Source organism: Pseudomonas sp. TAA207 (assembly GCF_001529285.1).
Classification (GTDB): Bacteria; Pseudomonadota; Gammaproteobacteria; order Pseudomonadales; family Pseudomonadaceae; genus Aquipseudomonas; species Aquipseudomonas weihenstephanensis.
Map to the genome: position 1 here is coordinate 35,703 of NZ_LLWJ01000050.1, position 25,265 is coordinate 60,967.

At 59.0% G+C, this 25,265-nt stretch carries 27 protein-coding genes and 1 riboswitch; of the genes, 21 read left to right on the forward strand and 6 right to left on the reverse strand.

From position 1 onward, the window contains the following. Nucleotides 1–7 precede the first annotated feature (7 nt). Both purN and purM read right to left on the reverse strand, forming a co-directional pair. Nucleotides 8–658, reverse strand: a complete 651-nt coding sequence (gene purN, locus AP059_RS02945; protein WP_059761810.1) for a phosphoribosylglycinamide formyltransferase — start codon at nucleotides 656–658, stop codon at nucleotides 8–10. Next, nucleotides 658–1,716, reverse strand: coding sequence for a phosphoribosylformylglycinamidine cyclo-ligase (gene purM / locus AP059_RS02950; RefSeq protein ID WP_059761811.1), 1,059 nt, complete (start codon nucleotides 1,714–1,716; stop codon nucleotides 658–660). Before purM ends, purN begins: the two co-directional genes overlap by 1 nt. A 384-nt stretch (nucleotides 1,717–2,100) precedes the next feature. On the opposite strand from purM, the gene AP059_RS02955 reads away from it, so the two are divergent. From AP059_RS02955 to AP059_RS02975, 5 genes are all read left to right on the forward strand, one after another. Beyond that, nucleotides 2,101–3,129 (forward strand): DUF2066 domain-containing protein, encoded by a 1,029-nt coding sequence (locus AP059_RS02955; protein ID WP_059761812.1) that lies wholly within the window; start codon nucleotides 2,101–2,103, stop codon nucleotides 3,127–3,129. 32 nt (nucleotides 3,130–3,161) lie between these two features. After that, nucleotides 3,162–4,235: an AI-2E family transporter gene (locus tag AP059_RS02960; protein ID WP_059761813.1), complete on the forward strand. Its 1,074-nt coding sequence runs from the start codon at nucleotides 3,162–3,164 to the stop codon at nucleotides 4,233–4,235. 225 nt (nucleotides 4,236–4,460) lie between these two features. After that, complete coding sequence (hda, locus tag AP059_RS02965) at nucleotides 4,461–5,165, forward strand: DnaA regulatory inactivator Hda (protein WP_047276383.1); 705 nt, start codon at nucleotides 4,461–4,463, stop codon at nucleotides 5,163–5,165. 210 nt (nucleotides 5,166–5,375) lie between these two features. Next, a complete protein-coding gene (locus AP059_RS02970; protein WP_059761814.1) occupies nucleotides 5,376–5,999 on the forward strand; it encodes a C40 family peptidase in 624 nt (207 codons plus the stop codon). A 144-nt stretch (nucleotides 6,000–6,143) separates the two neighbouring features. Beyond that, complete coding sequence (locus AP059_RS02975; protein WP_059761815.1) at nucleotides 6,144–6,683, forward strand: C40 family peptidase; 540 nt, start codon at nucleotides 6,144–6,146, stop codon at nucleotides 6,681–6,683. Nucleotides 6,684–6,770: 87 nt separating this feature from the next. Here the strand turns inward: AP059_RS02975 and AP059_RS02980 are convergent, their stop codons facing one another. Then, nucleotides 6,771–8,078: a PQQ-dependent sugar dehydrogenase gene (locus tag AP059_RS02980; protein ID WP_059761816.1), complete on the reverse strand. Its 1,308-nt coding sequence runs from the start codon at nucleotides 8,076–8,078 to the stop codon at nucleotides 6,771–6,773. 126 nt (nucleotides 8,079–8,204) lie between these two features. Further along, a riboswitch (cobalamin riboswitch) is annotated at nucleotides 8,205–8,448 on the forward strand. Between the two features lie 82 nt (nucleotides 8,449–8,530). Between AP059_RS02980 and cobO the strand changes: the two genes are divergently transcribed. The 14 genes from cobO to AP059_RS03045 are packed head-to-tail and all read left to right on the forward strand — an operon-like array spanning nucleotide 8,531 to nucleotide 19,832. Next, nucleotides 8,531–9,142, forward strand: coding sequence for a cob(I)yrinic acid a,c-diamide adenosyltransferase (gene cobO, locus AP059_RS02985; RefSeq protein WP_048362866.1), 612 nt, complete (start codon nucleotides 8,531–8,533; stop codon nucleotides 9,140–9,142). Between the two features lie 10 nt (nucleotides 9,143–9,152). Further along, nucleotides 9,153–10,466: a cobyrinate a,c-diamide synthase gene (locus AP059_RS02990; protein ID WP_059761817.1), complete on the forward strand. Its 1,314-nt coding sequence runs from the start codon at nucleotides 9,153–9,155 to the stop codon at nucleotides 10,464–10,466. Next, nucleotides 10,463–11,113: a 5,6-dimethylbenzimidazole synthase gene (bluB, locus tag AP059_RS02995; RefSeq protein WP_048400958.1), complete on the forward strand. Its 651-nt coding sequence runs from the start codon at nucleotides 10,463–10,465 to the stop codon at nucleotides 11,111–11,113. Before AP059_RS02990 ends, bluB begins: the two co-directional genes overlap by 4 nt. Beyond that, a complete protein-coding gene (gene cbiB / locus AP059_RS03000; RefSeq protein WP_059761818.1) occupies nucleotides 11,110–12,018 on the forward strand; it encodes an adenosylcobinamide-phosphate synthase CbiB in 909 nt (302 codons plus the stop codon). Before bluB ends, cbiB begins: the two co-directional genes overlap by 4 nt. Beyond that, nucleotides 12,011–13,003, forward strand: a complete 993-nt coding sequence (cobD, locus tag AP059_RS03005) for a threonine-phosphate decarboxylase CobD (RefSeq protein ID WP_059761819.1) — start codon at nucleotides 12,011–12,013, stop codon at nucleotides 13,001–13,003. The genes cbiB and cobD overlap by 8 nt, the downstream gene beginning before the upstream one ends. Then, nucleotides 13,000–14,454, forward strand: coding sequence for a cobyric acid synthase (locus tag AP059_RS03010; RefSeq protein WP_059761820.1), 1,455 nt, complete (start codon nucleotides 13,000–13,002; stop codon nucleotides 14,452–14,454). Before cobD ends, AP059_RS03010 begins: the two co-directional genes overlap by 4 nt. Nucleotides 14,455–14,503: 49 nt before the next feature. Then, entirely contained in the window at nucleotides 14,504–15,025 is a 522-nt protein-coding gene (gene cobU, locus AP059_RS03015) for a bifunctional adenosylcobinamide kinase/adenosylcobinamide-phosphate guanylyltransferase (protein ID WP_048362872.1), read from the forward strand. After that, the gene (cobT, locus tag AP059_RS03020) at nucleotides 15,022–16,077 is read left to right on the forward strand and encodes a nicotinate-nucleotide--dimethylbenzimidazole phosphoribosyltransferase (RefSeq protein WP_059761821.1); all 1,056 of its coding nucleotides are present in this window, start codon (nucleotides 15,022–15,024) and stop codon (nucleotides 16,075–16,077) included. Before cobU ends, cobT begins: the two co-directional genes overlap by 4 nt. After that, entirely contained in the window at nucleotides 16,074–16,652 is a 579-nt protein-coding gene (gene cobC, locus AP059_RS03025) for an alpha-ribazole phosphatase family protein (RefSeq protein WP_059761822.1), read from the forward strand. The genes cobT and cobC overlap by 4 nt, the downstream gene beginning before the upstream one ends. After that, nucleotides 16,652–17,386, forward strand: coding sequence for an adenosylcobinamide-GDP ribazoletransferase (locus AP059_RS03030; RefSeq protein WP_059761823.1), 735 nt, complete (start codon nucleotides 16,652–16,654; stop codon nucleotides 17,384–17,386). The genes cobC and AP059_RS03030 overlap by 1 nt, the downstream gene beginning before the upstream one ends. A 44-nt stretch (nucleotides 17,387–17,430) precedes the next feature. Further along, a complete protein-coding gene (locus AP059_RS03035; protein ID WP_059761824.1) occupies nucleotides 17,431–17,844 on the forward strand; it encodes a MarR family winged helix-turn-helix transcriptional regulator in 414 nt (137 codons plus the stop codon). Nucleotides 17,845–17,896: 52 nt separating this feature from the next. Continuing rightward, the gene (locus tag AP059_RS03040) at nucleotides 17,897–19,105 is read left to right on the forward strand and encodes an MFS transporter (protein ID WP_059761825.1); all 1,209 of its coding nucleotides are present in this window, start codon (nucleotides 17,897–17,899) and stop codon (nucleotides 19,103–19,105) included. Continuing rightward, the gene (locus AP059_RS22640) at nucleotides 19,102–19,224 is read left to right on the forward strand and encodes a hypothetical protein (protein ID WP_256209668.1); all 123 of its coding nucleotides are present in this window, start codon (nucleotides 19,102–19,104) and stop codon (nucleotides 19,222–19,224) included. Before AP059_RS03040 ends, AP059_RS22640 begins: the two co-directional genes overlap by 4 nt. Nucleotides 19,225–19,280: 56 nt before the next feature. Further along, nucleotides 19,281–19,832: a glutathione peroxidase gene (locus AP059_RS03045; RefSeq protein ID WP_059761826.1), complete on the forward strand. Its 552-nt coding sequence runs from the start codon at nucleotides 19,281–19,283 to the stop codon at nucleotides 19,830–19,832. 86 nt (nucleotides 19,833–19,918) lie between these two features. Here the strand turns inward: AP059_RS03045 and AP059_RS03050 are convergent, their stop codons facing one another. The 3 genes from AP059_RS03050 to AP059_RS03060 form a co-directional block, all read right to left on the reverse strand. Continuing rightward, nucleotides 19,919–21,187 carry an OmpP1/FadL family transporter gene (locus AP059_RS03050; RefSeq protein WP_059761827.1) on the reverse strand — a complete coding sequence of 423 codons (1,269 nt, stop codon included), beginning with the start codon at nucleotides 21,185–21,187 and terminating at the stop codon, nucleotides 19,919–19,921. A gap of 148 nt (nucleotides 21,188–21,335) precedes the next feature. Next, nucleotides 21,336–21,815 (reverse strand): hypothetical protein, encoded by a 480-nt coding sequence (locus AP059_RS03055; RefSeq protein ID WP_059761828.1) that lies wholly within the window; start codon nucleotides 21,813–21,815, stop codon nucleotides 21,336–21,338. A 270-nt stretch (nucleotides 21,816–22,085) separates the two neighbouring features. Further along, nucleotides 22,086–22,310: a hypothetical protein gene (locus AP059_RS03060; RefSeq protein ID WP_019407963.1), complete on the reverse strand. Its 225-nt coding sequence runs from the start codon at nucleotides 22,308–22,310 to the stop codon at nucleotides 22,086–22,088. Between the two features lie 1,046 nt (nucleotides 22,311–23,356). Between AP059_RS03060 and AP059_RS03065 the strand changes: the two genes are divergently transcribed. Together AP059_RS03065 and rmuC are read left to right on the forward strand one after the other, a co-directional pair. Further along, the gene (locus tag AP059_RS03065) at nucleotides 23,357–23,680 is read left to right on the forward strand and encodes a hypothetical protein (protein ID WP_059761829.1); all 324 of its coding nucleotides are present in this window, start codon (nucleotides 23,357–23,359) and stop codon (nucleotides 23,678–23,680) included. Nucleotides 23,681–23,852: 172 nt separating this feature from the next. Continuing rightward, entirely contained in the window at nucleotides 23,853–25,217 is a 1,365-nt protein-coding gene (gene rmuC, locus AP059_RS03070; RefSeq protein ID WP_165599911.1) for a DNA recombination protein RmuC, read from the forward strand. The last annotated feature ends 48 nt before the right edge of the window (nucleotides 25,218–25,265 follow it).

Genomic DNA, 25,265 nt, shown 5'->3' on the forward strand with positions numbered 1-25,265 from the left:
AAATCTCCTAGATTTGTATCTGGTGGCCGCTGGCCGGGAGTAATTGACCGTCCAATAATGCGCCTTGTTCGTTGAGAGACAAACGACCCTCGGCAAACCAGCGCACTGCAAGCGGGTAAATCAGGTGCTCTTGGGTGTGAACCCGTTGCGCCAGACTGCTTGGCGTGTCCTCGGACTCTACCGGTATCACTGCCTGTACGACCAGTGGGCCGCCATCGAGTTCCTCGGTAACAAAGTGCACGCTGCAACCGTGCTCACGATCACCCGCTTCCAATGCGCGCTGATGCGTGTGCAGGCCTTTGTATTTGGGCAATAAGGAGGGATGGATATTGAGTAGCCGCCCTGAGTAGTGACGCACGAAATCAGCGCTGAGGATGCGCATGAAGCCGGCCAGGACCACCAGGTGCGGATTGAATTGGTCGATGATTTTGATCAGTGCAGCATCGAAGGCCTCGCGGCCCTCGAATGCTTTGTGATCCAGTACGCGGGTGTCGATACCCGCGTCTGTGGCGCGTTGCAGGCCGTAGGCATCGGCGCGGTTGGAAATCACCGCGCGAATCGTGGCCGGGCTGCCCTTGACGTCATCGCTGTCGATCAAGGCCTGCAAGTTGCTGCCGGTGCCGGAAAGCAGCACCACTACATCACAGGTATCAGGCATTAGTGCGCCTTGAGGTTTTGCAGCTCAACTTGTGCAGCGCCTTCAGCGGCTGTTGCAATGCTGCCGATGACCCAAGGCTGCTCGCCGGCTTCACGCAGTACGTTCAGCGCGGTTTCAACGTCGGCCTGAGCCACGCAGATCACCATGCCGACGCCGCAGTTGAGCACGCGGTGCATTTCGTTTTCGTCCACGTTGCCTTGCGCTTGCAGCCAGTCGAAGACGGCCGGGCGCTGCCAGCTGGCCACGTCAACCAGGGCTTGAGCGCCTTTTGGCAGCACGCGCGGGATGTTGTCCAGCAGGCCGCCACCGGTGATGTGGGCCATGGCTTTGACCACGCCGGTTTCTTTGATCAGCTTGAGCAACGGCTTCACGTAGATACGGGTCGGGGCCATCAGCAGGTCGGTCAGTGGCTTGCCGTCCAGCTGGGTGTTTTCGATGTCGGCGCCCGACACTTCGATGATCTTGCGGATCAGCGAGTAGCCGTTGGAGTGCGGGCCAGAAGATGGCAGGGCGAGCAGGGCATCGCCAGCAGCCACTTTGGAGCCGTCGATGATTTCGGATTTTTCGACCACACCGACACAGAAACCGGCCAGATCGTAGTCTTCGCCTTCGTACATGCCTGGCATTTCAGCGGTTTCGCCGCCTACCAGCGAGCAACCGGACAGTTCGCAGCCCGCGCCGATACCGGTAACCACTTGGGTCGCGGTTTCTACGTTGAGCTTGCCGGTGGCGTAGTAGTCGAGAAAGAACAATGGCTCGGCGCCGCATACGATCAAGTCGTTCACGCACATGGCAACCAGGTCGATGCCGATGCTGTCGTGCTTGTTCAGGTTCAGTGCCAGACGCAGTTTGGTGCCTACACCGTCGGTGCCGGAAACCAGAACAGGCTGCTTGTAGCCAGCAGGAATTTCGCAGAGGGCGCCAAAACCGCCGAGGCCGCCCATCACTTCCGGGCGTGCAGTGCGCTTGGCCACGCTCTTGATGCGTTCGACCAATGCTTCACCGGCGTCGATGTCTACACCGGCGTCTTTGTAGCTCAGGGATGGTTGCTTGCTCATTAATCCAGGCCTTTAGGGGGGATTCGGGGAGGTCGACCGATCTCAGAGGGCCCGCTGGCAAGTGCTCATCGTTGGGGATAGAGCATTTGCCGGGTGCCCGGCTGTCGCCGGTCTGCGAAGGCGCGCGATTTTATCAGGCTTGAAGGGCAGCGGCCATCCTCGGGCCGACGGGCAGGGTTATATAGCGCGAAAAAAACCTTTTTTAGTCGTACTGGCCGCTGCGCGCAGCCCTGTATAAGGTATACGGGTTCACTTTTGATTTTTTATGGCTGGATGAAAACCGCTGTGGCCGGGTGAATGATTGGGCGCGTGCCCTGTCTGAAGCCTGCTTGCGTATTTTTCTCGGGTCTTTCAAGACTACTTTTTTGTCGTCAGGAATCTTTCATGCGTTTTCATCATTTTTTAGCGGCGGGCTGCTTGTCATTTTTCAGTCTGGCGAGCCATGCCGAAATTCTGACCAATCTGTATCAGGTGCGTGAGCCGGTGAGCAGTCAATCACCCGAAGAGCGCACTCAGGCGACACAAAAAGCGTTAGAAACCTTGGTGCTGCGCCTGACCGGCGATGCCAAGGCGGTGCAAAGCCCGGCACTTGAGGCGGTGCGCAAAGACCCGCAGCAGATCATCAGCCAATACGGCTACGACGCAGGGCCACCTGAAAGCCTGCAAGTGGATTTCGACCCGATGAGCACGGAGCGTGCGTTGCGTCAGGCCGGTTTGTCGCTGTGGGGCAGCAACCGTCCGGCGTTGCTGAGCTGGTGGCTTAACGATTCGGTCGACGGCTCAAGCCTGGTGGGCGACGGGCAATCGGCCGCCGAACCCTTGCGCCGCGCCGCACAGCACCGAGGTTTGCCGTTGCGCCTGCCGCTGGCGGACTTGAACGAACAGTTGGTGGGCACGGTCGAAAATCTGGAAGGCACTAATCCTGCACCTTTGCGCGAAGCGTCTGAGCGTTATGGGGCCGATGCCCTGCTGGCGGTGCATGCGCGTGAAGAGGGCGGCCAATGGCAAGCCAAATGGCGTCTGTGGCTGGGCGATCAGCAGGAGCAAGGCAGTGCGCAGGCAGCTGATCAGGCAGCGTTGGCCGATGCGGTGATGTTGGCGGTGAGCGAGCGTCTGGCGCCGCGCTACGTGGTCAAGCCGGGTGTCTCGAGCGACCAGTTGCTTGAAGTGCAGGGCATGACCCTTGAGCGCTATGCCTCGCTGGGCCGTTTGCTCGAACCGTTTGGCGGACAGCTCAAGCGTGTCGAGGGTGACCGGATTGTGTATCAGGTAAACGGCAGCGCCGAGCAGTTGCGCTCGCAACTGGGGTTGGCGCATTTGCAGGAAGTGTCAGCGCAAGAAGTGCCCGCTGTGACGGACGCCGGACAGCCGCCTGCGGATAACCCGGCCGTGCAGCTACGTTTTCGCTGGTAGGTTTTTTCTTCTCTATAAAGGATGGGTGCTTGATGACGGATTCGCGGCGATGGGTATGGTGGGGTGTGGCGCTGGTGTTCGCCCTGTTTGTGTATTTTCTGCATCCGATACTCACGCCGTTTCTGGTCGCGATTGTGCTGGCTTACATGTTCGATCCGGTGGTTGATCGTCTTGAAAGGGTGGGTTTTTCCAGGACCTGGGGCGTGGTCACGGTGTTTGCGCTGTTCACCATCATCGTGACAGCGCTGGTACTGGTGCTGGTGCCGCTGTTGGCCAAACAGCTGATGAAGCTCTATCAACTGGCGCCGCAAGTGCTCGACTGGTTGCAGAACACCGCGATGCCGTGGGCACAGAGCAAGTTTGGCCTGAGCGACGGGTTCTGGAAGTTCGACAAGATCAAGGCTGCGATCACCGGGCACATGGGCCAGGCCTCAGACATCGTGGGCATTGTGCTGTCACAGGCAACGGCATCGAGTCTGGCGCTGATCGGTTTTATGGCCAATCTGGTGCTGATCCCGGTGGTAGCGTTTTACCTGCTGCGTGACTGGGATGTGCTGCTTAACAAGATCCGCAGCTTGCTGCCGCGTGATCGCGAAACGCAAATTGTGTCCCTGGCCAAGGAATGTCATGACGTGTTGGGGGCGTTTGTGCGTGGCCAGTTGCTGGTGATGCTGGCGCTGGGTGTCATCTACTCGGCGGGCTTGATGCTGCTGGGCCTGGAGTTGGGGCTGTTGATCGGCTTGATGGCGGGCATCGCCGCCATCGTGCCGTATATGGGTTTTATCGTCGGCATTGGTGCGGCGTTGATCGCGGGGTTGTTCCAGTTTGGTGGCGATCTGTACCCGATGCTCGGGATCGTGGCGGTGTTCATGGTCGGTCAGGCGCTCGAAGGCACGGTGCTCACGCCATTGCTGGTGGGCGACAAAATTGGCATGCACCCGGTGGCGGTGATTTTTGCGATTTTGGCGGGCGGTGAATTATTCGGTTTCACCGGTGTGTTGCTGGCCTTGCCCGTGGCCGCCGTGATTATGGTGCTGGTGCGCCATGTGCAAGATATCTACAAGGATTCGCAGGCTTATAAGGGCACCGAAGACCCTGAGTTGTAAGTGTTTGTTGCGTTAATAAAGGCAGGTCAGTCAACGCGCTGGCCTGCCTTTTTGTTTAGCGTGGCGTGCGCGAGGGCGCAAAAAAACTTGATCTAATCCAAGGTCTTAACGCAAACCTTTGATTTTGCTCGTGGTCTGTTACATTGTGCGCCCGGCTACACGGGTATAAACTTTGCAAACTTTACACAGAGGCCACTAACGGTTCGTTTGAACTGTTCAGTCAGCATGAAACCGATTCAGCTGCCCCTAGGTGTGCGTCTGCGTGATGACGCTACCTTCATAAACTACTATCCAGGCGCCAATGCCGCTGCACTCGGCTATGTCGAGCGTCTATGCGAAGCCGACGCCGGCTGGACAGAAAGTCTGATCTATCTTTGGGGTAAACACGGGGTAGGGCGTACGCACTTGCTCCAGGCAGCCTGCTTGCGTTTTGAACAGATGGGTGAGCCTGCTGTTTATCTGCCGCTGGGCGAGCTGATGGACCGTGGCATCGAAATCCTCGACAACCTTGAGCAATACGAGCTGGTGTGCCTGGACGACCTTCAAGCCGTGGCCGGTCGTGCTGATTGGGAAGAGGCCTTGTTCCACTTGTTCAACCGTCTGCGTGACAGCGGTCGGCGTTTACTGATTGCCGCTTCGGCCTCGCCGCGCGAATTGCCGATCAAGCTGGCTGACCTCAAGTCGCGCCTCACGCTGGCGTTGATTTTCCAGATGCGCCCCTTGTCTGACGAAGACAAACTGCGAGCCTTGCAGCTGCGCGCCTCACGCCGTGGCCTGCACCTGACCGACGAAGTCGGGCACTTCATCCTGACCCGCGGCACCCGCAGCATGAGTGCATTGTTTGACCTGCTTGAGCAGCTCGATCAAGCCTCGTTGCAAGCCCAGCGCAAGCTGACCATCCCGTTCTTGAAAGAAACATTGGGCTGGTAAAGGCGGCACTTCACCTCTGTTTGGCAAGTTTCAGGCGCCAGAAAACCTGCGGGCCAGAAGGGCTGCGCGCGCAGAATCTATCGTCAGGGGTGTAAAACCTTAGATGTCATGAGAAAACTGGCGAGTCACATTTAGATCGATTGAATTTGCAAATGAGGATCATAGTTGGCATAGTCGCGACTACTTTTCCTACAAGCCACGGTCGTGCCCATGCTAAATCGCTTCGCACCCCTCGTGCCTCTCGCACTCGTTACCCTGTTGTTTGGTTGCGCTGCGCACTCGCCAGTGTCTGAGCAAGTGGTCGATCAACAGGTTCAACCGTCATCTTCGTCCCAGGCTTCCGCTATTTATCAGGAAGAGTTGGCGACCGAAAAAGAACTGGCTCAATTCTCCGAGAACAGCAAGCCTTACGAACTGCCAGCCCTGGCTGACAGCATCCTTGAGCGTGGCATGTCCTTGATCGGTACCCGCTACCGTTTTGGCGGCACCTCTGAAGCAGGCTTTGATTGCAGCGGCTTTATCGGTTATCTGTTTCGCGAAGAGGCGGGCATGCAATTGCCGCGTTCCACGCGAGAAATGATCAACGTAAAAGCACCGCTCGTCGCGCGCAACAAACTCAAGCCGGGTGACTTGCTGTTCTTCAGCACCAACGGCCGTGGCCGCGTCAGCCATGCCGGCATTTACCTGGGCGATGACCAGTTCATCCACTCCAGCAGCCGCCGCAGCGGGGGCGTACGGATTGACAACCTGGGTGACACCTACTGGAGCAAAACCTTTATTGAGGCCAAACGGGCCTTGGCGATGGCGCCTACGAGCGTAGTAGCCCGCAAGTAAAGTTAAAGCTTCACTTGAAGTTTGGCCTCTAAGGGCTAGAATTCAGTCGCATTGTTAAATTCTTGAAGCCGCGAAGGTGCTCCCTCTCGCGGCTTCAGGTTTCGCGGCCGAGTTGCCGTATCCAGAATCAGGAACGTTCTGTTTATGTCGATCATCGCCCGCGTTGCCGTTTTAACTCTAGCTGCCTTGCTCAGTGCTTGCGCCAGCAACCCGCCACCAGCCCCCGTGGCCAAAAAACCGGTGGTATTTACCAACCCCTCTGAAGACTTTTCGCCGGTCGCGGCCGATGTGCTGTTTCGCGCCTTGGGTTTGGTCGGTACGCCTTATCGCTGGGGCGGTAATACCCCGGATTCGGGCTTTGATTGCAGCGGTTTGATCAAGTACGTCTATAACGACGCCGCGGGTATTTCGTTGCCGCGCTCAACCCGCGAAATGATCGTGATGAGCGCGCCGAATGTGGGCAAAGACAAACTGCAAACCGGTGACTTGCTGTTCTTCGCCACCAGCGGTGGTACGCAAGTCAGCCATGCAGGGATTTATGTAGGTGAAGGGCGCTTTGTGCATGCGCCTGCCACGGGCGGCACCGTCAAGCTCGACAGCCTGTCCAAAGCCTATTGGCAAAAAGCCTACCTGAATGCCAAGCGCGTCTTGCCGACCGAGCAGCACCTGGCGCGTAATCCTTAAGCATTCTGCGCGCTTCTTAAAAGCTCGCAACCTGTGCCAGCTCCTACGGGACGTCTGTAGGAACTGGCGAAAGCTGCGAGCCTCAGGTTACTTGGCTGACACCCGCCAAATCTTGTTGCCGACGTCATCGGCCACCAGCAAATCCCCCTGTTTATCAATCACTACCCCCACCGGGCGGCCCATGGCTTTTTCGTCGGCGTTGAGAAAGCCGGTGAGCACGTCCATCGGCATGCCGGTGGGTTTACCGTCAGCAAAGGGCACGAAGATCACTTTGTAGCCACTGTGCGGTTTGCGGTTCCAGGAGCCGTGCTGGCCAATAAAAGCCCCTTCAGTGAAGTTCGGCAACTTGCTGCCATCGGCAAAACTCAAACCCAGTGAAGCGGTGTGCGGGCCGACGGCATAGTCAGGCGCGATGGCTTTGGCCACAAGCTCGGGGTTTTGCGGATCAACCCGCACATCGACATGCTGGCCGTAATAGCTGTAGGGCCAGCCATAAAAGCCGCCGTCTTTGACAGAGGTGATGTAGTCCGGCACCAGATCGCTGCCGATCTCGTCACGTTCGTTAACCGCCGTCCAGAGTTTGCCGGTCGCAGGTTCCCAGTCCATGCCGTTGGGGTTGCGCAGCCCGGAGGCGAAAATGCGGTGGCTGCCGGTCGCCGGGTCAACTTCCCAAATGGCGGCGCGGCCTTCTTCCTTGTCCAGGCCGTTTTCACCCACGTTGCTGTTGGAGCCGACGGTTACGTAGAGCTTTTTGCCGTCGGGGCTGGCGATGACGTTTTTAGTCCAGTGATGGTTCAGCGGCCCACCCGGCAAGTCGACCACTTTGGTCGGTTGGGCGCTGATGGAGTCTTGGCCGGCTTGATAGGGAAAGCGCAGCAGCTTGTCGGAGTCGGCCACGTACAGGTCGTTGCCCACCAGCGTCATGCCGAACGGCGAGTTGAGGTTTTGCAAAAACACGGTGCGGGTCTCGGCGATGCCGTCATGGTTGGCGTCGCGCAGTAACGTGATGCGGTTTGCGCTGGGTACGCCGGCACCGGCTTTGCCCATGACCTTCTCCATCACCCAGCCGCGAATGCCTTTGCTGTCATCGGGTTTGGGCGGGGCGTTGGTTTCGGCCACCAGCACGTCGCCATTGGGCAGTACGTAGAGCCAGCGCGGGTGGTCGAGGTCTTCAGCAAATGCGCTGACGTTCAAGCCTTGAGCTGCAATCGGCTTGGCGCCTTGGCTCCAGCCCACGGCGGGGGCGATGTTAACGGTGGGGATCAAGGTTTTATTGGGTTCAGGCAGCTTGGGCGAGGGGCCGGTGCCATCCGCCACTTGCAGTGACGAACTCTCACCACAGGCGGCTAAACCGGCCGCAAGGACGATGACGACGGCGTGTTGGCGCTTGAGCATGTGAATCTCCATGAGTTCAGGGGGCGTAAGTGATAGAGAAGCCTAGTCGCTTAAAGGTTCAGGGCAATGCGAAGCGAGCCGATATGCGCACCACCTTTAATTGACGCTCCACCCCCAACCCTCTAACCTTTGGCGCTTGTTTCAGGTGCCCTGCAATCCACGGTTCGCAGGGTGAAACAGGGAAGCCGGTGAGGGCGCGTGCATTTCGCACAGCCGCCACGATCCCGGCGCTGCCCCCGCAACGGTAAATGAGTCAACGCCGCGCTGAGTGCCACTGTGTTTATTCACGGGAAGGCGCGCGGTCAGGGCTGCCCCGCGTCAGGGCCGCCTGCTTGTGAGCCCGGAGACCGGCCTGAGCCATCCAGCACCTTCGCGGCGGGCGAGTGTGTGTCGTTATTGACCTATTCCCCCCGCCTCCCGTTTGCTTAATTCAGCCCCGACGGAGAGCTGCCATGAATGAATCCCCCGAACGCGACGAACGTCATCAGGCGCGCATGCTGCGCAAAAAAGCCGTCATGGATGAGCGCATTGCCAGCGCCCCCAACGAGTGTGGCTTGTTGCTGGTATTGACCGGCAATGGCAAAGGCAAAAGCAGCTCGGCTTTTGGCATGTTGGCCCGTGCCATGGGGCACGGCATGCAATGTGGCGTAGTGCAGTTCATCAAGGGTCGCAACAGCACCGGCGAAGAGATTTTTTTCCGCCGCTTCCCCGAGCAAGTGCGTTACCACGTGATGGGCGAAGGCTTTACCTGGGAAACCCAGGACCGCCAGCGTGACATCGCCGCAGCTGAAGCGGCGTGGGAAGTGTCGCGCGAGATGCTGCGCGACCCCTCCATCGGGCTGGTGGTGCTGGATGAGCTGAACATTGCGCTCAAGCACGGCTATCTCGACCTGGAGCAGGTGCTCAGTGACCTGCAAGCCCGTCCGCCCATGCAGCATGTGCTGGTCACCGGCCGTGGCGCCAAACCCGAACTGATTGATCTGGCCGACACCGTGACGGAAATGAACGTGGTCAAACACGCGTTTCAGGCCGGCATCAAAGCCCAGAAAGGCATCGAATTGTGAGTGTTCAAGCATGAGAGAGTCGCGTCATTGCCCGGCGGTGTTGATCGCCGCACCGGCTTCCGGTCAGGGCAAGACCACCGTTACCGCCGCTTTGGCCCGATTGCATCGCAATCAAGGGCGCAAGGTGCGGGTATTTAAATGTGGCCCGGATTTTCTCGACCCCATGATTCTGGAGCGCGCCAGCGGTGCGCCGGTGTATCAGGTTGATTTATGGATGGTGGGCGCGGACGAAAGCCGACGCCTGTTGTGGGAAGCCGCAGGCGAGGCCGACCTGATTCTGATTGAAGGGGTCATGGGCCTGTTCGACGGCACCCCGTCCAGCGCTGATCTGGCGCGCCATTTTGGTGTGCCCGTACTCGGGGTCATTGATGGCACCGCAATGGCGCAGACCTTTGGTGCGTTGGCGTTGGGGCTGGCGATGTATCAGCCTGATTTGCCATTTGCCGGGGTTCTGGCCAACCGCGTCGGCACGGTACGCCACGCGCAATTGCTCGAAGGCAGCTTGACCCAAGGCTTGCGCTGGTACGGCGCGCTGTCGCGTGAAACCGGTATCGAACTACCCAGTCGTCACTTGGGGCTGGTGCAGGCCAGCGAGTTGAACGATCTGGACGCACGTCTCGATGCCGCCGCCGATGCGCTCGCCAGCACCTGTGAGGTAGCGCTGCCACCGGCGGTTGAGTTTGCCGCGCCGCAGCCGGTCGCGATTGAACCGCTGTTGGCCGGTGTGCGCATTGCCGTGGCCCGCGATGAAGCGTTCGCCTTCACCTACGGCGCGAGCCTGGCCTTGTTGCGAGACATGGGGGCTGAGTTGCTGTTTTTCTCGCCGATTCGCGACACGCAACTGCCGCAGGCGCACAGCCTGTATTTACCAGGCGGCTATCCCGAGTTGCATCACCTTGAGTTGTCGCGTAACCGCCCGATGCTGGAGGCCATTCGTGCCCACCACGCCGCCGGTAAACCGCTGCTGGCCGAGTGCGGCGGCATGCTGTATTTACTCGATGCGTTGACCGATGTTGAAGGCCAGCGGGCTGAACTGGTGGGGTTGTTGAAAGGCGAAGCCACCATGCAGAAACGCCTGGCGGCATTGGCGTTGCAGGCGGTGGACATGCCCGAAGGCCTGCTGCGTGGTCACACCTACCATCACTCGCTGACCAGCACCGAGCTGCTCCCCATCGCCCGTGGCCTTAGCCCCAATGGCGGGCGCGGCGCCGAAGCGGTGTATCGCGAAGGCCGGATGACGGCGTCTTATGTGCACTTTTACTTTCCCTCCAACCCCCAGGCCGTGGCTGCGCTGTTCGCACCGTGTGCCGTGAAGGTGCCATGAGCGACAACGCATTTAGTCCCCAAGAACGCGCAGCGGTGTACCGCGCCATCGCAGAACGCCGCGATATGCGTCATTTCAGCGGCGGTACGGTAGCGCCCGAGCTGTTGGCGCGCCTGCTCGAAGCCGCGCATCAAGCCCCCAGCGTGGGTTTGATGCAGCCGTGGCGGTTTATCCGCATCACAGATCGTGCATTGCGCGGCAAGATTCAACGTTTGGTCGAAGCGGAGCGCGTGCGCACCGCCGAGGCGCTGGGCGAGCGTTCGGATGAATTCATGACGCTCAAGGTCGAAGGCATCAACGACTGCGCCGAGGTGTTGGTGGCCGCGTTGATGGATGACCGTGAAAAGCACATTTTTGGCCGTCGCACCTTGCCGGAAATGGACATGGCGTCGTTGTCCTGTGCCATTCAAAACCTGTGGCTGGCCGCGCGGGTTGAAGGGTTGGGCATGGGGTGGGTGTCGTTGTTCGAGCCGCAGGCGCTGGCAGATTTACTCGGCCTGCCCCCCGGCGCCAAGCCTCTGGCGGTGTTATGCCTGGGGCCGGTTGCGGCGTTTTACCCGGCGCCGATGCTGGTGCTGGAAGGGTGGGCGCAAGCGCGACCACTGAACGAATTGGTGTACGAGAACTATTGGGGAGTGAGTCCATGAGTGTGGCGTTACTGTGCGTCGCCGGTGTGGCGTTGGATGCGCTACTGGGTGAGCCAAAACGCTGGCATCCGCTGGTTGCGTTTGGCCGTATGGCTGAGCGTATCGAGCAACGTTTTAACTCCGGCGGGCGGGGTTGGCGCAGTCATGGGGTGACGGCCTGGGTGCTGGCGGTCGTCCCGCTGACGATCCTGGCCACGGCGCTGTCGTGGCTGCCCTATATCGGCTGGTTGGTGGAGATCGCGGCGCTGTATTGCGCGCTGGGCATGCGCAGCTTGGGCGAGCATGTGCAGCCGGTGGCCGAGGCGTTGCGCAGTGATGACCTGGAGACCGCACGCACCCGCGTCGGGTATCTGGTCAGTCGCCAAACCAGTGAACTGGACGCCACCGACGTCGCGCGCGCCGCCACCGAGTCGGTGCTCGAAAACGGCAGTGACGCTGTGTTTGCCGCCATCTTCTGGTTTGCCGTGGCAGGCGCGCCGGGCGTGGTGCTCTACCGTTTGAGCAACACGCTGGACGCCATGTGGGGCTATCGCAACGAACGCTTTGAGCGTTTTGGCTGGGCCGCTGCGCGCATCGACGATGTACTCAATTACATCCCGGCACGTCTGGTGGCGTTAACGTACGCCCTGTTGGGCAAAACGCGGCTGGCCTTGCAGTGCTGGCGCAAACAGGCGCCGCAGTGGGACAGTCCCAATGCTGGCCCGGTGATGGCGGCGGGTGCCGGTGCGCTGGGTGTGGAGCTGGGAGGCCCGGCGATTTACCACGGTGAGCTGCACCAACGCCCGCCGTTGGGTGAAGGCGCGCCCGCCGACGCCGACGCCATTGGGCGCGGCTGGCAGTTGGTACAGCGCGGTGTGTGGCTGTGGTTGTTGATCTTGTGCGTGTGGAGTGAATTCTATGCTTGAGCACGGTGGGCGTTTACGTCAGGCGGCGCTGCAATACGGTATTGGTGAAACCGACTGGCTGGACTTGTCCAGCGGTCTGGCGCCCTGGCCTTTTGCGGTGCCTGCGATTGCTGAACGGGCCTGGGCGCGTCTGCCTGAAACCGACGACGGGCTTGAGCACGCCGCGTGCGCCTATTACGGCGCGCCGAACGTGCTGCCCGTGCCGGGTTCGCAATGTGCCATCCAGTTGCTGCCACGCCTGCGCCGTACGGGCAAAGTCGGGGTGTTGTCCCCATGCTATGCCGAGCATGCCGAAGCCTGGCGGCGTAACGGGCACGTCGTGCGTGAAGTCATGGAGCAAGAAGTCGACTTCTACCTCGATACGCTGGACGTGCTGGTGGTGGTCAACCCCAACAACCCGACCGGCCTGAGCCTGTCGCCAGAGCGCTTGCTGGAGTGGCATGCGCGGTTGGTGCAGCGTGGCGGTTGGCTGGTGGTGGACGAGGCGTTCATGGACAACACCCCCGATTTGAGTCTGGCAGCGCAGAGCCATCGCACCGGTCTGATTGTGTTGCGTTCATTCGGCAAGTTTTTTGGCCTGGCGGGCGTGCGTCTGGGCTTTGTGCTGGCTGAACTTAAATTACTCAAATTGCTCGCCGAGCAAGTCGGACCGTGGGCCGTCAGTGGCCCGACGCGGGTGCTGGGGCAGGCGTGCCTGCTCGACTACGAGGCGCATGCGCGTCAGCGCGAACGCAGCGAGCGGGCCAGTGAGCGTTTGGTTGCGCTGTTAAGCCAATACGGGCTGCCGCCTTTGGGCGGTTGTGCGCTGTTTCAGTGGCTGATCACGCCGCATGCCGAACGCTTGTACGACTTCATGGCGCGGCGCGGCATTTTGTTGCGCTTGTTCCCCCACAACAGCAGCGTGCGTTTGGGCCTGCCTGGCGACGAGGCAGACTGGCTCAAACTTGAACACGCCTTGCAGGCTTATGCCCAGGAAACCCCATGAGCACATTGATGGTGCAAGGCACGACGTCTGACGCCGGTAAAAGTACGCTGGTGACGGCGTTGTGTCGCTGGGTGACCCGCCAGGGCGTCAGCGTGGTGCCTTTCAAGCCGCAGAACATGGCGCTCAACAGTGCCGTGACCCCCGAGGGGGGCGAGATCGGTCGCGCACAAGCGGTTCAGGCGCAGGCCGCGGGGCTGGCGCCACACACCGACATGAACCCGGTGCTGCTCAAACCTAACAGCGACACCGGTTCGCAAGTGATTATTCACGGCCGCGCCGTGACCAGCATGAACGCGGTGGCTTACCACGATTACAAAGCCATCGCGATGCAAGCGGTGCTGGCCTCGCATCAACGCCTGAGCGCGGCCTACCCGGTGGTCATGGTCGAGGGGGCCGGCTCGCCCGCCGAGATCAATTTGCGCGCCGGTGACATTGCCAACATGGGGTTTGCCCAAGCTGTAGATTGCCCGGTGATCCTGATTGCCGACATCAATCGCGGCGGGGTCTTTGCGCATTTGGTCGGCACCCTTGAGCTGCTGTCCGAGAGCGAGCAGGCGCGGGTCAAAGGTTTCGTCATCAACCGTTTTCGCGGTGATATCGCGCTGCTGCAACCGGGTCTGGACTGGCTGGAGCAGCGCACCGGCAAACCGGTGATTGGCGTGCTGCCGTACGTGATGGACTTGCACCTTGAAGCCGAAGACGGCATTGATCAGCGTCAGATCGAGAAACACGCGCACGTGCTCAAGGTGGTGGTGCCCGTGCTGCCGCGCATCAGCAATCACACCGACTTCGACCCGCTGCGCCTGCACCCGCAGGTGGACTTGCAGTTTGTGGGGCCGGGGCAGCCGATACCGCCTGCGGACTTGATCATCCTGCCGGGTTCCAAAAGCGTGTGCAGTGACTTGGCCTACTTGCGCGCCAATGGCTGGGACACGGCCATCAGCCGTCACCTGCGCTATGGCGGCAAAGTGCTGGGGATTTGTGGTGGTTTGCAGATGCTCGGCGAGCACGTCCACGACCCGCTGGGCCTTGAAGGCCCGTCGGGTTCGAGTGCCGGTTTGGGTTTGCTGGCGTTCAGCACCCGGCTTGAAGCCGAAAAACAACTGCGCAACGTGCGCGGGCGTTTGACTCTGGAAAACGCAGAGGTCAGCGGTTATGAAATCCATGCAGGCGTTACGACCGGGCCTGCGCTTGAGCTGCCCGCGGTGCAGTTGGATGACGGGCGCTGCGATGGCGCGTGCAGTGCCGACGGGCAGATTTTGGGCACCTACCTGCACGGTGTGTTCGAGTCCCCGGCCGCCTGTAGCGCGCTGTTGCGCTGGGCCGGATTACACACCGTGCAAACCGTGGATTACCACGCCCTGCGTGAGCGTGACATTGAACGGCTGGCCGACCTGGTAGAAAACCATCTCGACACCGCCTTCCTGCGCGAACTCTGTGGGCTTGCCTAACCGCGTGATGACAGGCGCAGAGTGCTGCGTCTTTTAGAGGTGGACGAACATGTTGCAACTGATTTTGGGCGGTGCCCGCTCGGGTAAAAGCCGCTTGGCCGAGAAGCTTGCGGCCGACTCGGGCTGTGCGGTGACCTACATTGCTACCAGCCAACCGCTGGACGGCGAGATGAATGAGCGCGTGCGCCACCACCGTGAACGCCGTCCGCCCCATTGGGCATTGATTGAAGAGCCTATCGAACTGGCCCGTGTGCTGCGTGAAAACGCGCGCGTCGATACCTGCCTGCTGGTCGACTGCCTGACGCTGTGGCTGACCAATCTGCTGATGCTCGAAAACCCGCAGCGACTGACTGAGGAGCGTGATGCATTGCTGCAATGCCTGGGCGAGCTACCGGGTGAAATCCTGTTTGTCAGCAACGAGACCGGCATGGGCGTTGTCCCGCTGGGCGAGCTGACCCGTCGCTTTGTCGATGAAGCCGGCTGGCTGCATCAAGCGTTGGCCGAGCGTTGCCAGCGCGTTGTGCTGACCGTTGCAGGCTTGCCCCTCACCTTGAAAGGAACTGCTTTATGAACACGCCGTGGTGGCTGCTGCCCTGCAAAACCGTTGACCTTGATGTGCAACAGGCGGCAGCCGAGCGTCAACAGCAATTGACCAAACCTGCCGGTTCGCTGGGTCAACTGGAAGCGGTGGCGATTCAATTGGCCGGGCTGCAAGGCCAGCTCAAGCCGCGTGTCGATCACCTGTGGATTGCCATTTTTGCGGGCGATCACGGCGTGGTGGCCGAAGGTGTTTCGGCGTATCCGCAAGCTGTGACCGGGCAAATGCTGCATAACTTTGTCAACGGCGGTGCGGCGATCAGTGTGCTGGCACGGCAATTGGGCGCGCAGCTGGATGTGGTGGACCTGGGCACGGTTTCGCCGATGCTCAACCTGGCAGGCGTGCGCCATGTGCAATTGGGCGCAGGCACGGCGAACTTTGCGAACGGCCCGGCGATGACCGACGCGCAAGGGTTGAAGGCGTTGCAGGCGGGGCGCGACAGCGTTTTGCGGGCACGGGAGCAGGGCTGCGAATTGTTTATCGGTGGCGAAATGGGCATCGGCAACACGGCGTCCGCCAGTGCCGTGGCCAGCGCGCTGCTGCAATGCCCGGCCTCTTTATTAACCGGGCCGGGCACCGGGCTGGATGCAGCCGGTGTCAGCCATAAAGCGCGGGTCATCGAGCGGGCGCTGGCGTTTCATGCCGGGCTGCTCGACGACCCGTTGCAAGCCTTGTTTCGTCTGGGCGGCTTCGAAATTGCTGCCTTGGCGGGCGCCTACGTGGCGTGCGCGCAAGCGGGTGTCGTTGCGCTGGTGGATGGTTTTATCTGCACCGTTGCCGCAATGGTGGCTGTGCGTTTGAACCCTGAGTGCCGCCAGTGGTTGATCTTTAGCCATCGCGGTGCCGAGCAAGGGCATCGTCATGTGCTTGAAAGCCTTGAAGCTGAGCCTTTGCTCGACTTGGGCTTGCGTTTGGGCGAGGGCAGCGGCGCTGCGTTGGCGGTGCCCTTGCTGCGTATGGCCTGCGACCTGCACGCGCAGATGGCGACGTTTGCTGAGGCGGCCGTGGCGGATCGTCCGGCATGAGCGTGCACCTGGACCTGCTGCGTCATGGCGAAACCGAGTTGGGCGGCGGCTTGCGCGGCAGCCTGGATGATGCGCTGACCGAACTGGGCTGGTCGCAAATGCGTAAGGCGGTGATCGGACAGGGGCCGTGGGATCGTATTGTCAGCTCTCCTTTGCAACGCTGCCGTTTATTTGCTGAAGAATTGGCGGCCTCACTCAACCTGCCGCTGAGTCTGGAAAAAGACCTGCAAGAGCTGCATTTCGGGGCGTGGGAAGGGCAGAGCGCGGCGGCGCTGATGCAAACCGATGAGCAGGCGCTGGGGCTGTTTTGGGCCGACCCCTACCGCTTTACCCCGCCTGATGGTGAGCCGGTGGTGGAGTTCGCCGAGCGGGTGTTGGCGGCAGTGCTGCGTTTGCAGCGCAGTTGTGCGGGTGAGCGGGTGTTGGTGGTCTGTCACGGTGGCGTGATCAAGCGACTGCTTGCACAGGCCCGAGGCTTGCCACGCGAGCAGTTACTTAACGTTGCAGTCGCGCATGGGGCTTTGTTTGGCCTGCAAGTGATGGCGGACGGTCAGTTGCATGAGGTGATGGACTGATGCTGCCCTTCTGGATTGCTTTGCAGTTTCTGAGCAGTTTGCCGGTGCGGTTGCCGTGCATGCCGCAGCCTCAGGAACTTGGGCGTTCGTTGCTGTTTTATCCATTAGTGGGCGTGCTGTTCGGTGCCGTGCTGTGGGGGGTTAATGGTGTGTTGGCAGGTGCTCCGGCCATGCTCCATGCCGCCTTGCTGCTGACGGTGTGGGTGCTGCTCAGTGGCGGGTTGCACCTGGACGGTCTGGCCGACAGTGCCGACGCCTGGCTGGGCGGGTTTGGTGACCGCGAGCGCACCCTGACCATCATGAAAGACCCGCGCAGCGGGCCGATAGCCGTGGTGGTGTTGGTGCTGGTACTGCTGCTGAAATTTTGCGCGCTGCTGGCGTTGATTGAGCAGCGACAGTGGGCGGCATTGTTGATCGTGCCGCTGATCGGGCGCAGTGCGTTGCTTGGGATATTCCTGACCACGCCTTATGTGCGCGCCGGTGGGTTGGGGCAGGCGTTGGCCGACCACTTGCCGCGTCACGCGGGGTGGTGGGTGCTGGGGTTCAGCGCGCTGGCTTGTGTGTTATTGGCAGGCGTGAGCGGTGTGTGGGCGTTGGCGTTGGCCGTGCTCGGGTTTGCGTGGTTGCGCCAGATGATGATGCGCCGGTTGGGCGGCACCACCGGCGATACAGCGGGCGCCATGCTGGAGCTGCTGGAAGTGCTGATGCTGGTAGGCCTGGCACTGGTGGGCTGATCTTTCACCTTGATTCTCTTTTATTGCGGGTATATACATACAAAATGTTACCGACCCAGTGTTTATGCACCAACCTGCGACGCGCCGCCCGTGGCGTCAGCAAACATTACGACGGCGCCCTCGATGGCTTCGGGATCAACGTTGCCCAGTATTCACTGCTGAGCAATCTTAAGCGTCTTGATCAACCGAGTATTTCCAGCCTGGCAGAAGCTATGGGGCTGGACCGCAGCACCTTGGGCCGTAACTTGCGTGTGCTTGAGGGCGTAGGGCTGGTGAAGCTGTCCGAGGGCGCGGACCAGCGTAATCGTCTGGTGTGCCTGACCAAGACAGGAAATGAGCGTCTGGCTGCTGCCTTGCCTGCGTGGGAAGCCGCACAGCAGCGTTTGATGGATCGCTTGGGTGAAGAGCGACGCTCACAGTTGTTAGCGCTATTGGATGAATTGGCCGGCCCTGACTGAAGGTCAGTCGCCTGGGCTTAAATGGGTATATACCCGCTCCCGGAGAACAACAATGACAACGGTGTGGCGTAACAGCGGTTGGGTGCTGCTGGGCAGTGCTTTGATTTTGGCGCTGTCTTTAGGGGTCAGGCACGGTTTCGGGCTGTTTCTGCCGCCCATGAGTGCGCAGTTCGGTTGGGGCCGTGAAGTGTTTGCCTTCGCCATCGCCCTGCAAAACTTGATATGGGGCTTGGCTCAGCCGTTTACCGGCGCCTTGGCAGACCGCTTTGGGGCCGCCAAAGTGGTGATTGTCGGCGGGTTGCTGTACGCCGTCGGGTTATTGCTGATGGGCTTGTCGGATTCGCCGCTGTCGTTGTCGCTGAGCGCGGGTCTATTGATTGGTATTGGCCTGTCTGGCACCTCGTTTTCAGTCATTTTGGGCGTGGTTGGTCGCGCTTTGCCGCCGCAAAATCGCAGCATGGGCATGGGGATCGCCAGTGCGGCAGGTTCGTTCGGTCAATTCGCCATGCTGCCCGGTACGCTGGGGCTGATTGGCTGGCTCGGCTGGTCGGCGGCGCTCTTGGTATTGGGCTTGTTGGTCGCGCTGATTGTGCCGCTGGTGAGCATGCTCAAGGATCGCCCCCTGCCCAATTTGGGCGGTGAGCAAACGCTTAAAGAAGCCTTGCACGAAGCGTGTAGCCACTCGGGTTTTTGGTTGCTGGCGTTTGGTTTTTTTGTGTGTGGTTTTCAGGTGGTGTTTATCGGTATTCATCTGCCAGCGTATCTGGTGGACCAGCATTTACCGGCCACCGTGGGCACTACGGTGCTGGCGCTGATCGGGCTGTTCAACATTTTTGGCACTTACACGGCTGGCTGGCTTGGCGGGCGTATGTCCAAGCCGCGCTTGTTAACCGGGTTGTATCTGGCCCGCGCGGTGGTGATTGTGCTGTTTTTGTGGGCGCCGATTACCCAGTTCAGTGCTTACGTGTTTGGCATGGTCATGGGCTTTCTCTGGCTGTCGACGGTGCCGCTGACCAACGGCACGGTGGCGACGATGTTTGGCGTGCGTAACTTGTCGATGTTGGGCGGGATCGTGTTTCTGTTTCACCAGCTCGGGGCCTTCCTCGGTGGCTGGCTGGGCGGCGTGGTCTATGATCAAACCGGCAGTTATGACCTTATCTGGCAGGTTTCGATTGGCCTGAGCCTGTTGGCGGCGGCGCTTAACGTGCCGGTACGCGAACGACCGGTGGCGCGCTTGCAGGCACAGGAGGGGATGGCATGAGTTCAACCTGGCTATGGCTGAGCGGCGTAAGTGTTGGGTTCGCGTTGCTTGCATGGGCGTGGTGGGGCTGGCATCAGGGCGCTCTGGCACTCATGCAACTGGGCATGGGGGTTTGCTAGATGGCAACCTGGGCGCGTAAATTCAGAACCGGTTCTTTTATTCAAGGATAGCGATGATGCTCAAACGCTGGATTGGGATGCCCGTGCTGCTGTTAGCGTGCGCAGGTTCTGTTTGGGCGGCCGATTGCCCCCCGCTGCTTGAAGGCTCATTGCCAAAGTTGCGCGCCAAAGAATCAATCGATATGTGTCAGCGATTCGCGGGCAAGCCCTTGTTGATCGTCAATACCGCCAGTTTTTGTGGCTTTGCCCCCCAGTTCAAAGGGCTTGAGGCACTGAATCAGCGGTTCAAGGACCAAGGTTTGGAAGTGATCGGCGTGCCGTCGGATGACTTCAAGCAAGAAGCCAAAGATGGCGAAGAGACCGCCAAGGTGTGTTACGTCAATTACGGCGTGACGTTCACCATGACTGAGCCACAAAAAGTACGGGGTGCTGATGCGGCGCATTTGTTCAAAGTGCTGGCTGAGCAAAGCAGCGCGCCGAAGTGGAATTTCTACAAGTACGTGGTGGACCGTCAGGGCAATGTGATTGCCAACTTTTCCAGCCTGACCAAACCGGACAGCCCGGAACTGATCGAGGCGATTGAACAAGCCATTGCTTCAAAACCTTGAGTCGGCGCCATTAAAAATCCCCGCTCTCGTGACCGAGGCGGGGATTTTTTTATTTCTGCAGGCGAGTGGTTTAGGCTCGTTGCGAATTAGAACTTGTAGGTTGCGCCTACACCAAAGCCGTTTGCACTGTTGTGGTAGGTGGCCCTGTAGTTGCCTTTTGCCGGCTGGTTCACGGTCACGGACTCTTCTTTGAGGTAAGAGTAAGCGGCGTCGATGGTCAGATCGTCGGTCGGGCTCCAACCTACACCAAAGCTGATTGCCTTACGGTCGCCAGTGGGGATGCGAACCGAACGATCAGTGTTGTTGGTAGGCGACTGGTCAACCGACAAGCCGGTACGCAAGGTCCATTGCTTGTTGATTTTATACGCCGCACCAATAGCCGAAGCCCAGGTGTCGTGCCAGTTTTGCTCTTCTTTGATCGTACCGATGGGGCCAACGCTACCACCGAGAGGACGAGGAACCCCGTCGTTTTCTACAGTGATGTCTTTAAGGCGACTCCAGCGTGTCCAGGTACTACCTGCATAGACAGTCCACTGGTCGTTCAGCTCATGAGTGACCGAGAAGTCAACGGACTCAGGCGTGGTGATGTCCAGACCTGCATCGTACTTAGTGCCGTTGAATGGACCCAAACCAATACCGGAAATTTTGGTATGGCCATCAAGGCTGTATTTAACTTTTGAGTGGTAAGTCAAACCAAGGCGAGTGCTATCTGTGGCTTGTACGAGAACACCGACGTTGTAGCCCAGTGCAGTGTCGTCACCTTTGACTTTTACTTCGCCTTCGCTACCCGGACCAGCACGCCCAGGGGTCGCGGAAGTTAGCTTGCCGTCAATCCGGTTGATGGTCGGGCCAAAACCGATCGATACGACGTCGTTGAATGCGTAGCTGACAGTGGGTTGCAGGGTCAGGACTTGAACCTTGCTTTCTTTGCCTGCGTATCGCCCGCGAAAGCTTTTTTCATAGTCGGTTACCAAGCCGAACGGTGCGTACATGCCTACACCGAATGCCCAGTGTTCATCGATTGGCTTCACGTAAAAGCCCATCGGAACGGCAGTAAAAGGGACCATGTCACCTTTGTCGGTGCCGCCAGGTGCACCGCCACTGGCGTGCTTAATGTCTGTGCTTGCGTCGATGGCGGCAACACCGCCCGTGACCTGTTCGCGTTTGATGCGCGACATACCGGCAGGGTTGCCAAATACTGTACTGGCGTCTTCAGCAGAAGATGAACGACCTGCAAAACCGGTCCCCATACCGCTGATGCTTTGTTCGTTGAGGGCGAAGCCACTGGCGAAGATCTGGCTGGAAGCCAAAGTGACGGCGAGGCTAAGTGTGGTCTTGAGCATTACTTTTTTCATTATTAGAACTCCTTTTGATCACCGGATGGAAAGCTACCAACATTTTTGTTTAAGCGCTATAGGTCAAATCGAAGGAGATAGCGTGTTTTTGTAGGACAATCCTACCGGTTTTAGGTCTTTTTCTGATTGGATGCAGCGGTTGAAAATCTCAAGCGACTTGGTTGAGAGGTGTTACGCAGATGCGCCAGGCATCGATGAAGTCACGTAAACGTCCTTGTGGTTCAAAGGCTTGGCGCCAAATTCTGGCCATACCCAACACATCCTCACGTTCCGGGATGATGGCCTTTTGCTCTTCAATCAGCAGCCAGGCAATGGCAGTGGCGTAGCGCAAATTAACGGTCAGTTCTAAATGCGGGCTGCATAAAAAAGCGTGTTGGCTGGCGAGGCCGCGAACCTGGCTCGCTAAATCCGGATTGTGGGCCAGGTAGTCATCCCATAACGCGGCATGGCGAAGTTCGCGAATACAGTAAAGACCGTGGCCGCGTCGGTCGTGCAGGGCTGACCCCAGATGTGACTGACTGGCAGCAATACCCAGCAACAAAGCTTCTGCATTTGGGTTGTTTAGACCCAGATAGAGAAGCGTTGGCCGAATCACATACTGGTTCAATTCCTTGGCAGCGATACCCATAGCGTCCTCGGCACCTGAAAATGGTCGGCGACACCCAAGGGCTTGGCAGCAATGAGTCGGGAGGGTTCGCCGTAAACGGCACAGGCCGCTTGAGTTGAAGTGTAGTGTCATATCTTTGCTGTAAAGGACTGTTTTTAAAACATTTGCAGCTTCGATGTGTCGGCTATATATCCGCAAGTAATTAAATCATGCTGGATATTTCATAAATAACAGGCAACAAAAAGCCCTGCTATTGAGGCAGGGCTTGTTGTATAGACGCTTACTGCGTGATCAGGCGATGAGTGCCTGACGAGTACGTTCGATCACAGCTTGCAGGGGTTCTGCGCTGGAATATTGATCGGGGTACAGGCGTTCGCTGTGACGTGCGATGCCGTGTTCGTTGACCAGAGTGAAGCTGAAGCAGCCTTTGCGAGCGGCCATAATCAGGCAGTTCATAGGAGCGAAGGCGTTGGTTAGGGTGCGAATGGCATCCTGAGTATGGATTTGAGTAGACATAGTTATTAGGTGTTCCTACAAATGACACGGATATGATCCGCGCAACGTTAAAACGTTCCAGTGACGTCGGGCCATCTTTGGCGGGACGAAGAACCTGACTGGAACAAAGCCGCCAGTTGGAGCGCATTTAAGTTGTAGCGCTTGGGCTGGCAGGTAGGTACTTAGGAGGGCAGGCAATCACAACAAGAGCTAAGGTTCCGTGCTCGGGGTGAAGATCCTGATCAATTTGCAGGTTGGTTCGGTCAGAGTAAAAGCGCTTCGCGATACCCTTTGTGTTTGTTCAAAGGCTGTATCGTCGCAAGATTTACCTGGAAACCATCGAGGGGGTCGATCCCATGTGCCTTGGCTCGACTTCTCTTTAGGGAAGGTGGCCAGGAGGGGATTTGTTCAACCCGAATTGACTTTCAGCTTGGTACTAACGCTGCGGATACTAACGGCTTGAAAATTTAAACGCAAGTGTGCTAGTAAAAATACTTTTTGTAGTCACTCGAAACCGACGTCCAATCAACGCCTTGCACGGCTCGTCAGTGCCTACACGTTTTGCGTACGCAGCCTCTCCAGCCAGGGCTGTGGATCAGCGTGGCGTGCGGCTAGTCAGTTATTGCCAATAATCCAGTGTTGTTGATCACCGCTGAGGTCTTTGAGTCCTGATGAGAAGGCTGTGCTCTCTGGCGCTGCAGTCCTACAGAATTTAGTGCTTTCAAGGCCACGTCCTGCTTCTGAATGTGAACTTGTGCACATTTGCAGTGCGCTGCGTCAGTTCGCCACACAACCCTGAGCAAGCCTTCGCTTAGCCTGTTATGCAAATTTAAGTCAATGAAAAACATCGTTTTTTTTAATTGGTGAAAAAATCGTCAGTTTGACCTTAGGCCCCGCAGGGTGGGGGTTTGCGGGAGTTAAAAGAGGGTTGTCCACTGACTTATCCACAGGATCTGTGGATTGTCCCAAGCGCTTGCTCTAGATCGCGGGTGTAGACTTTTTTCGACTTTACCCAAACGAAAAAAGGAGTAGAGTGGCGCGCCTTCTGTTCTGCCCCACAGTGTTCTATGAAGTTTCGTTCAAACTCTTCCTCTGTTACTCCGGCTGGTTCTCCAGTTGAAGCGCCAAAACGGTTTTCTCTGCGCGTGGCTATCTGGCTATTGGATAACCCGCGGCTGGGTGCCAACCCCAGCGTCAAGCATGTGGCCGGTCATCTGCTCAAACAACCTGCACGGCAAGGCGTGGTGCTGGCGCAAAGCCGTCTGGGGCAATTGATGTGCCGCGATTGCGGCAGTGCGCGCGATCAGCGCATTGGGCAGGCGCTACTGCGGCATGCCGCGCGGGCGGGTGACCAGAGCGCTCAGCAAGAACTCAACAAGATCGAAGACTGAGCTGTCTTCGACTCGCCAGCTTGGTTAACCTTGCTCTTTTACCTCGTGTGGAGGGGTTATGGCCCTGGACCTGAACAGCCTTTTGCTGGGCTTGGCAGTGGCAGGTGTGCCGTTGTTGGCGTTTATCTGGCAGTTGCAACGTCGAGCCAGCGCGTTAAACGCTGAACGCGCGCTGTTGGATGAGCGGCTGAGCATGGCGCAACTGGCCCAAGAGGGCCTCAACGCGCAACTGGACGCCAGTCGAGACGAGATCAGTGATCTGGGCCAGGCCAATGCCGCCAAACAGGCCGAGCTGGCTGCACTGCGCCGTGAAGTTGAGCTGTTGCAGCTTGAGCGTGACAACGCACGCGATGCCGCCCATGCCTGGAACCTTGAGCGGGCGCAAAAGGAAGTCGAACTGCGCAGGCTTGATGCCCAAGTGGCTGCGCAGGCGGCCGAGTTGCGTGAGCAGCAAGAAAGTCATCAACAGCGTCTCAGTGATCTGCAAGGTTCGCGTGATGAGTTGCGCGCGCAGTTCGCGGAGCTGGCCAGCAAGATTTTCGATGAGCGCGAGCAGCGCTTTGCCGAGACCAGTAACGAGCGCCTGGGGCAACTGCTTGACCCGCTCAAAGAGCGCATTCAGTCGTTTGAAAAGCGCGTTGAAGAGAGTTATCAGCAAGAAGCGCGCGAACGCTTCTCGCTGGGCAAGGAACTGGAGCGCCTCCAGCAACTGAACCTGCGATTGAGCGACGAAGCCACCAACCTTACCCGGGCACTCAAAGGCCAGAAAACCCAGGGCAACTGGGGTGAGCTGATTCTGGAGCGCGTGCTGGAGCACGCGGGGCTGGAGAAGGGCCGCGAATACCAGACGCAAGTCAGCCTCAAGGGCCCGGATGGCGAACGCTTTCAGCCGGACGTGCTGATCATGCTGCCGGGTAACAAGCAGGTGGTGGTCGATTCCAAGGTCAGCCTCACGGCGTACCAGCAGTTTGTAGGCGCCGATGATGAAGTGATTGGGCAGTCAGCGCTCAAGCAGCATGTGCTCTCACTGCGTAACCACGTCAAAGGGCTGGCCGGTAAAGACTATAAGCGCCTCGAAGGGCTGCACAGCCTGGACTTTGTGTTGTTGTTCGTCCCGATAGAAGCGGCTTTTTCCGCCGCTTTGCAGGCTGAGCCGAACCTGTTTCAAGAGGCGTTTGATCGCAATATCGTGATCGTCAGCCCGACCACGTTGCTGGCGACACTGCGGGTGATCGACAGCCTGTGGAAGCAGGAGCGACAAAGCCAGAATGCGCGCGAGATTGCAGAGCGGGCGGGTTGGTTGTACGACAAGTTCGTGCTGTTTATTCAGGATCTGGATGAGGTCGGCAACCGCTTGCAGCAACTGGACAAGGCCTATGCCGCCGCGCGCAACAAGTTGACCGATGGGCGTGGCAACCTGGTGAGTCGCAGCGAACAGCTCAAATTGTTGGGCGCGCGGGCCAGTAAAAGTTTGCCGGCCGACCTGCTGGAGCGCGCCATGACCGATGTCGATGGTGTGGCGCACCCGGCAGAATAGTGAGAGATAACGCCGTAGCCGACGTCCGGTTGCGCAGTGAGTGGTTGT

Bases quoted from the DNA above. Each gene is read 5' to 3' on its own strand.
- AP059_RS02975 (WP_059761815.1), top strand. From the start codon at position 6,144: ATGTCGATCATCGCCCGCGTTGCCGTTTTAACTCTAGCTGCCTTGCTC.
- AP059_RS03010 (WP_059761820.1), top strand. From the start codon at position 13,000: ATGAGCACATTGATGGTGCAAGGCACGACGTCTGACGCCGGTAAAAGT.
- cobD (WP_059761819.1), top strand. From the start codon at position 12,011: ATGCTTGAGCACGGTGGGCGTTTACGTCAGGCGGCGCTGCAATACGGT.
- bluB (WP_048400958.1), top strand. From the start codon at position 10,463: ATGAGCGACAACGCATTTAGTCCCCAAGAACGCGCAGCGGTGTACCGC.
- purN (WP_059761810.1), bottom strand. From the start codon at position 658: ATGCCTGATACCTGTGATGTAGTGGTGCTGCTTTCCGGCACCGGCAGC.
- AP059_RS03030 (WP_059761823.1), top strand. From the start codon at position 16,652: ATGCTGCCCTTCTGGATTGCTTTGCAGTTTCTGAGCAGTTTGCCGGTG.
- hda (WP_047276383.1), top strand. From the start codon at position 4,461: ATGAAACCGATTCAGCTGCCCCTAGGTGTGCGTCTGCGTGATGACGCT.
- AP059_RS02980 (WP_059761816.1), bottom strand. From the start codon at position 8,078: ATGCTCAAGCGCCAACACGCCGTCGTCATCGTCCTTGCGGCCGGTTTA.
- purM (WP_059761811.1), bottom strand. From the start codon at position 1,716: ATGAGCAAGCAACCATCCCTGAGCTACAAAGACGCCGGTGTAGACATC.
- AP059_RS03050 (WP_059761827.1), bottom strand. From the start codon at position 21,187: ATGAAAAAAGTAATGCTCAAGACCACACTTAGCCTCGCCGTCACTTTG.
- AP059_RS02960 (WP_059761813.1), top strand. From the start codon at position 3,162: ATGACGGATTCGCGGCGATGGGTATGGTGGGGTGTGGCGCTGGTGTTC.
- AP059_RS03060 (WP_019407963.1), bottom strand. From the start codon at position 22,310: ATGTCTACTCAAATCCATACTCAGGATGCCATTCGCACCCTAACCAAC.
- AP059_RS02970 (WP_059761814.1), top strand. From the start codon at position 5,376: ATGCTAAATCGCTTCGCACCCCTCGTGCCTCTCGCACTCGTTACCCTG.
- AP059_RS02955 (WP_059761812.1), top strand. From the start codon at position 2,101: ATGCGTTTTCATCATTTTTTAGCGGCGGGCTGCTTGTCATTTTTCAGT.
- cobT (WP_059761821.1), top strand. From the start codon at position 15,022: ATGAACACGCCGTGGTGGCTGCTGCCCTGCAAAACCGTTGACCTTGAT.
- AP059_RS03055 (WP_059761828.1), bottom strand. From the start codon at position 21,815: ATGGGTATCGCTGCCAAGGAATTGAACCAGTATGTGATTCGGCCAACG.
- cobU (WP_048362872.1), top strand. From the start codon at position 14,504: ATGTTGCAACTGATTTTGGGCGGTGCCCGCTCGGGTAAAAGCCGCTTG.
- AP059_RS03045 (WP_059761826.1), top strand. From the start codon at position 19,281: ATGCTCAAACGCTGGATTGGGATGCCCGTGCTGCTGTTAGCGTGCGCA.
- AP059_RS03035 (WP_059761824.1), top strand. From the start codon at position 17,431: ATGTTACCGACCCAGTGTTTATGCACCAACCTGCGACGCGCCGCCCGT.
- AP059_RS02990 (WP_059761817.1), top strand. From the start codon at position 9,153: ATGAGAGAGTCGCGTCATTGCCCGGCGGTGTTGATCGCCGCACCGGCT.
- cbiB (WP_059761818.1), top strand. From the start codon at position 11,110: ATGAGTGTGGCGTTACTGTGCGTCGCCGGTGTGGCGTTGGATGCGCTA.
- AP059_RS03065 (WP_059761829.1), top strand. From the start codon at position 23,357: ATGAAGTTTCGTTCAAACTCTTCCTCTGTTACTCCGGCTGGTTCTCCA.
- AP059_RS22640 (WP_256209668.1), top strand. From the start codon at position 19,102: ATGAGTTCAACCTGGCTATGGCTGAGCGGCGTAAGTGTTGGGTTCGCG.
- cobC (WP_059761822.1), top strand. From the start codon at position 16,074: ATGAGCGTGCACCTGGACCTGCTGCGTCATGGCGAAACCGAGTTGGGC.
- AP059_RS03040 (WP_059761825.1), top strand. From the start codon at position 17,897: ATGACAACGGTGTGGCGTAACAGCGGTTGGGTGCTGCTGGGCAGTGCT.
- cobO (WP_048362866.1), top strand. From the start codon at position 8,531: ATGAATGAATCCCCCGAACGCGACGAACGTCATCAGGCGCGCATGCTG.